General features: G+C 45.6%; 9 protein-coding genes. 1 reads left to right on the forward strand and 8 read right to left on the reverse strand.

Translation table 11 applies throughout. The features are described 5' to 3' along the window. Positions 1-423 (forward strand): integrase core domain-containing protein (locus tag L2082_RS18050; protein ID WP_446012077.1); only part of this gene is annotated, 423 nt, incomplete at its 5' end. A 387-nt stretch (positions 424-810) separates the two neighbouring features. Here the strand turns inward: L2082_RS18050 and L2082_RS18055 are convergent. The 8 genes from L2082_RS18055 to L2082_RS18090 form a co-directional block, all read right to left on the reverse strand. Next, complete coding sequence (locus L2082_RS18055) at positions 811-1,062, reverse strand: DUF2442 domain-containing protein (protein WP_446012078.1); 252 nt, start codon at positions 1,060-1,062, stop codon at positions 811-813. Then, positions 1,046-1,168 (reverse strand): DUF4160 domain-containing protein, encoded by a 123-nt coding sequence (locus tag L2082_RS18060; protein ID WP_446012079.1) that lies wholly within the window; start codon positions 1,166-1,168, stop codon positions 1,046-1,048. Before L2082_RS18060 ends, L2082_RS18055 begins: the two co-directional genes overlap by 17 nt. Positions 1,169-1,204: 36 nt before the next feature. After that, complete coding sequence (locus L2082_RS18065) at positions 1,205-1,456, reverse strand: DUF2442 domain-containing protein (RefSeq protein ID WP_446012080.1); 252 nt, start codon at positions 1,454-1,456, stop codon at positions 1,205-1,207. Then, positions 1,449-1,715: a DUF4160 domain-containing protein gene (locus tag L2082_RS18070; RefSeq protein WP_446012081.1), complete on the reverse strand. Its 267-nt coding sequence runs from the start codon at positions 1,713-1,715 to the stop codon at positions 1,449-1,451. Before L2082_RS18070 ends, L2082_RS18065 begins: the two co-directional genes overlap by 8 nt. Positions 1,716-1,975: 260 nt before the next feature. Continuing rightward, positions 1,976-2,302: a helix-turn-helix domain-containing protein gene (locus L2082_RS18075; RefSeq protein WP_446012082.1), complete on the reverse strand. Its 327-nt coding sequence runs from the start codon at positions 2,300-2,302 to the stop codon at positions 1,976-1,978. A gap of 11 nt (positions 2,303-2,313) precedes the next feature. Then, entirely contained in the window at positions 2,314-2,622 is a 309-nt protein-coding gene (locus L2082_RS18080; RefSeq protein WP_446012083.1) for a type II toxin-antitoxin system RelE/ParE family toxin, read from the reverse strand. 486 nt (positions 2,623-3,108) lie between these two features. After that, positions 3,109-4,833, reverse strand: a complete 1,725-nt coding sequence (locus tag L2082_RS18085) for an IS1634 family transposase (RefSeq protein ID WP_446012084.1) — start codon at positions 4,831-4,833, stop codon at positions 3,109-3,111. A 501-nt stretch (positions 4,834-5,334) separates the two neighbouring features. Then, positions 5,335-5,559, reverse strand: a complete 225-nt coding sequence (locus L2082_RS18090; RefSeq protein WP_446012085.1) for a hypothetical protein — start codon at positions 5,557-5,559, stop codon at positions 5,335-5,337. Positions 5,560-5,826 lie beyond the last annotated feature (267 nt).

Consider the following 5,826-nt stretch of genomic DNA (forward strand, 5'->3'; position numbering starts at 1 on the left):
TTGTCACAGCAGCTCCGGGAAGCTTTTCCGTACGACATTGCACCTGAAACAATAGTGATGGACAGGGATTCGCTTTTTCTTCCCTTGGTCAAGCTGACTTTGCCTAACATGGGCATTAGGGTCAGGCGAATCGACTACAAATGCCCATGGCAGAACGGCGTGGTGGAACGGTTCAATCTGACGTTGCAGACCGAGCTGCTGTCACTGATTACAGCGGTCAACCTGACGCATATCAACAAGCTGCTCCGGCAATACAGGGAATACTACAACACAGCCAGGCCACATATGACCAACAATGATTTTCCGCCGGATGCACCGGAAAATACGCCGGTTATCATACCTTTTCCGGAGAGAAAACTTGAGAATGTCAAGTCCGTTTCCTGGGTGGGTGGGTTTCATCACAGTTATTACTGGGCGGCCTGAGTCGCCTGACCGGTCCGGCTGGAAAACCTGAGCCAATTCAAACGGCAATCATTGCATACTGGCGCTGACCGTATGGCCGGATTCGTACGTCCATAAAAGATGCCATTCTGTTCAAATTCCGTAATTTTTCCCTGATTTTTGCTTTCAGTTGGTGATCCAGTATAAAAATCCGGTATATTTGGTGGGATTTAGGAAATATTGAAATGCTTAAGTATGCCTAACTTTTAAGTAGAAATCCAGGAGTTGAGTTTTTTCCCAGGACAAAGCTTCGTGCTTTGCGTAAACTACTTTGTGGGTGTCCTATAGTTATACTATAGTTATAGTTATCGGTAGTACAATCTACCATGTCAGGTACCCGGAATCGTGCCAGCAAGCACGCGATCGTCATCAAGCTGCACGATTGGGCCTTGAGTGCGACTGGTCCCCATATCCATAAAGAAGGCCCTGCACACTGATGTCCTCATCTAGTGCATCCCAATGAATCCCGTGAACGCTTAATTCATAATGATGACGGCTGCTACTGTTAGCATGCAACAAACGAGGAAACCAAGCCAGGGGGGCACCAATGGTACGCCCGTCAGACAACATAACCCAGAGGTTATCTTCATCAAACCAGATCTTTTCAGGTGAAATAGCCATACCATTTTTCCTCTAAAAAATTTCTATTATCCTCTACAACCTCAAGCAGGTGCCTCATTGTGCGAGCATCAAAGCCATCATTCCTCACTACAGAAACATCTGGCACCAACCGAAATTTAGCCTCTTTGCCTGAAAGATTATATCAAGCTGCATCGCGAATAAGATACTCATCATACAACCTTTCAGGTGACAAATCCAGGCCATGCGGCCAGCACAAAGCCCCTGCATCAATAAAACACCGCCTTGCAAAATCAGGTTTATGAAGGGGGTCCAGCAACGGACCCTGCCTAGTGGACAAATATTTGCCCAAATCGAAATAGCCTTGCGTGCCGTCAGAAAACTCCAGATAAATCATAAAATCTTCTTTCCATGCGCAATGTATAATTTTAATCATAATCGGCCCCTTGTATATGCTCCAACGGCTCGTAGTTTTGGGCTTTTTCCCAGTTTATCAACAGCTCGTTTTGATGATTCAAACACCATTCTTTAACAAGAGAAGCTGCTTTTCGAGGCAGGCGTCCCTTGTAAACTACCCCATCTTCAATGTGTACCAATGCTTCGAACCCCTGGTATTGCACATGAATATGAGGTGGTGCGTGATCATCATGCCACATTCGCACAACTATACCGAAGAAAATTGACAAAACAGGCATGAGAAAAACAATCCTATAAAAATCGTGCTTATCTAATCCAAAAATTAAGTCTCATACTCTAACACTATTACTCTCGCCTGCACTCTGCAAATTTTCTCATGTCAGTATAGCCGCATAAGGCCTATTATGTAAACAAACTACCAAGGGCCATGCAAAACCTTGACCCTCCATGTAACTTTGTGGGGGTCCTATAGTTAGTTACTTGTCCTATAGTTACTCCTAGTTTGCAGGAATTTATTGTTTTGAGTCACAAAGTTGGGCTAGCGTTGCCTGGCAGCTTCTTTATTGCGCTTTAGTAAACGCAGGTCGGCGGCATCGAATAGCTGGTTGCGTCCGACTATCTGAGCAGGTCTGAGCTTGCCGGATTGTACGTAGCGGCGTAATGTTGGAACAGATATTTCAAGGTATTCAGCGGCCTCGGGGACCGAAAACGGTTCACTATGAACCGATCCAAACACCTGGTCATGGGTGTAATTGTCATCGCGAAAGGCCCTGCTGGCAAGCAACTGAAAGAATCGACTCCGCTCACTCAAAGGCATTTTTTCCATTTCAATATAAAGATCTTCGGCGGTCATTGGTATACTCATGATATTTCTCCTCAGTCGGCACCCTGCTTCAAATAACGTTTCAGAGAATTGTAGAAATTCTCATGCGTACCTACCTGGTAAAAATCAATTATCAGAAACTCAACTTCTTCTGGTTGCGATGGCAATCTATATGCAATTAGATATTGCTGACGGTTGAATCGGAATTTATAAACTCTGATTCCGGACAAATCCCCCGTCTTGAGTTCCCCTATATCCGGAGTTGCACACACATAGTCAACAGCGTCCTCAATTGCCAGCTTTAGGGGCTTATGAGCTTTTTTGATAAATTGAACAAATGGTCGTTTATAATTTCGCAACATAATTACATATTAAACACTTTTTGATTCCATGTCTATCATGCTGAGTATGCCGCATAATAGATCTTACGTCAACTTTATGGGTGTCATAAGGTAATTAAGTAAGTATGGAGGCATCTAATATATCTGGGCACGGTTAAGAAAGGGACTTCGAATTCGTGGCACCAAAATATTCATGTCAGTATAGCCGCATAAGGTCCATTATGTAAATAAATCATCAAAAAACAAAGAAAGACTTGACCCCTTTTGACCCAGGTTGACCGGTGCCGATATCGGCTGTTGCCCCAAATGCCAAAAAGGACGAATGATAATCATAAAGGAGTTGCCAGGTGTTGCGTTGCAATACCCCAGGCTTTTACCGTTGCATATTCCGTGGCATGGCGAGCCTGAAAAAATTGATACATTGACCGTTCCGTTCTGAGCGAACCTTATACAGGAGTTTAAGAGTTCATCAAGCAAAAATGCCTGAAAGCCCCGCCCAGTAAGGGTTTAAGTGGACGTGCTGCGTAAGACCCCATCGCTGCTGATTCGGTAACCAAGGGCCTTTAGGACTTCGGCTTGGGTCTCACTGGGATTTTCCAGGCGACGTTCAGGGTTTCTTGCCCCCTTCCTTAGTGACAACACTGAATGAAGTCGCTGCATGTCAGCCATGACATCTTTTGCCGTACGCCGAATACCTTTACTGGCGAGTCGATTTTCAAGTATTCGCAGATAGGTCATGGCAACGACGCAGGTGAAAAGATGTAGCCGGATCTTGCTATCGGTCCAGTGGCGAAATGGATGGGCACCCACTAAATCCTCATCATTGCTCAGGCGGAACTGGTCTTCCACCTGCCATCGATCCAGACTGGCTTGGACGATTTCCGCTGTTGTCCAATCCGTGTTGTCTGTGATAATGATGTTCTTCCCAAACATCGCTTGTTTCTGCTTCATTTTGTAGGGATCCTTTCTGAAACTCATGGAAAGGCCTTTTGCCGATTGATTGAAGCGCAACACAAAAAGGTCCGAGGCGACATGCAGTCTTTCACAGAGTCGCAGATATCGCTCCCTTACGGCATCGGCGTTGCGCCAATGAGGCCGCTCCTGCCGTACTTTGGTGCGCATCATAAGTAGTTCCTGGCGAATCGTGTCGAGTTTGCTCTCAAAGGTGTACTGTTTCTTGCGGGCCGTTCGAGGGTTATAGGTTACGACAACCGCCCGTTCTTTTCCCCAATATTCACCTTTGGTGCGATACGCCCTCAGGCAGTCCTCGCGACGATCATCCTGCATCAATCGTTCGTTCTTGGCCAGGTCGACAATGTCGAACCGGTCGAGTGGCGTGGCGGCAAGGTCCTGGGAAAAGTACGTCGAATAGGTGGTGATAAAGTGAATCCTGGGATGCTCGTCTATCCAGGAAAAATTACCTTCCGCATTCATGCCCTTGTCGATAACAACAGTGAGGCGTTCTTTAGTGTTGTTAAGGCCGCAGACAACCCCGAACATCTCATCCATGACCGCCTCGAACTGCTTACTGTCATGGAGGTTGCCCGGATAGACTGACCAGTGGAGAGGAAGCTTGGAATCTCTGGCAACAAGAAGGCCAAGCCCGACCTGGCGAAGATGATGTCGCCCAGCCTTGTTCTTTCCCCGCCGGGAAAGATCAGAGTCCGTATGGCTTGCCATGAAGGTGTAGTAGTTCGTCGTGTCAAATAAAAGACAATCGGAGGAGGGGCTCTCCCTCTTCCATATACGCTCAAAAAACATAAGGGCGAACTCTTTCAACGCACTCTCGCTGACGCGATCCCACTTGTCCCAATATCGTTGACTTGTAAGCTCACTGAGATCAACCGGTCGGAGTTGCTGGATAGCCGTTCCTTTGTACCAATCTGCCAGTTTATTCTTGCTTACTGCTTCTACCATTCGATTCAAGACACAGTACAGGAAGTAATCACCAAGCGACGGCCCTTTTTCCCGAGCTCCCCGTGGAACCACAGCATTGATGATGCCGCAAAGATCAATGCCCCGGTCAATTTCAAGGGCAACCCATAGAGCACCGAACTCCTCAACACGAAGCTCAGATAACTCTTGAGCTTGACCGCTACCAAGAGCCGCGACCTTTTCCGGGGAGCCGAGATAGACCTGGGACACTACTTTCGGTTTGCCGTCGACACGAGCAATTTCGCGAACGTACAAGTAGGGTCTTCCTTTTTTCTTCTTGATGTGGAAATGTGCCATGCCTATCCATATCAAATAGGGTCTTACATGTCAAGAGCATAATTACGTATCGTCTTGATTTTTTATAACTTATGATAAAATTTCAGTTAATGAAGGGAGGGTCTTACTGTATGGAAGTGACTAACGCGCTGAATTTGCTATTATAATTATGAAATATGCGGCTCAACTCTTAAACTCCTGTTTGACATTATGTGTTACAAGGGTCAGATTATGGGACAATGCGGTTGCGCCAATAATGGCATCGGGTAATATAATTTTTGCGGACTGTTTTCACTGAATGGTTCGTTCAACAACTGCTTCACTCAAAGGTAGAACATTTGCAAAAGAAATAAATTTGGCGGCCTCTTGTTTTTCTCTGAAATCAAACCGACTGAAACCCAAAAATTCCATTAATGAAAATATTATAATCATCAGTGAGCATCGCTGTGATTTTTTCTTTGGCCGGAACGGATAAAGAACCATTAAAATAGTAAATTAAAATGTTTGTATCGATCAGATATTTCATATCCGGTTCCATTCATCACGCATGCTCCGGACAGCTTCTGCCGGATCGGATATGGAACTGATTCCATAAAAAGTTTCAGGGATAAATTTTTCCTTTTCTTTTTGTACAGGATCATCAGCGGGGAAAATAATTACCTCAACTTTGGTATACTTAAAATCTTTGGGAATATTTATTACAGAACCCAATTTTTCCAAATCGACTATCTGTCTGATTGCTTCCATAATAACACCGCCCCCCGTTTTGTAATTTTAAAAACCTTCATGCTCTATGATAGCATTAACACACAACCTGTCAAGCATCTGCACCCAAAACCCAGCGCCCCCCCCCTGCGTAACACCTAAAACTTAATAACTTAACATTTCCCCCCCCCCGAAAACGACAACAACGCAGGCCGTCTCAAGACGCGGTGATACCGACGGTTTCTTCAGGGCTGGTAGCCTCGAGTATATTTTCCAGATAGCGTTGCAGCTCGGGGTAGCTGGCGCGGT

The sequence above is a fragment of the Candidatus Electrothrix sp. genome (genome assembly GCF_052785085.1).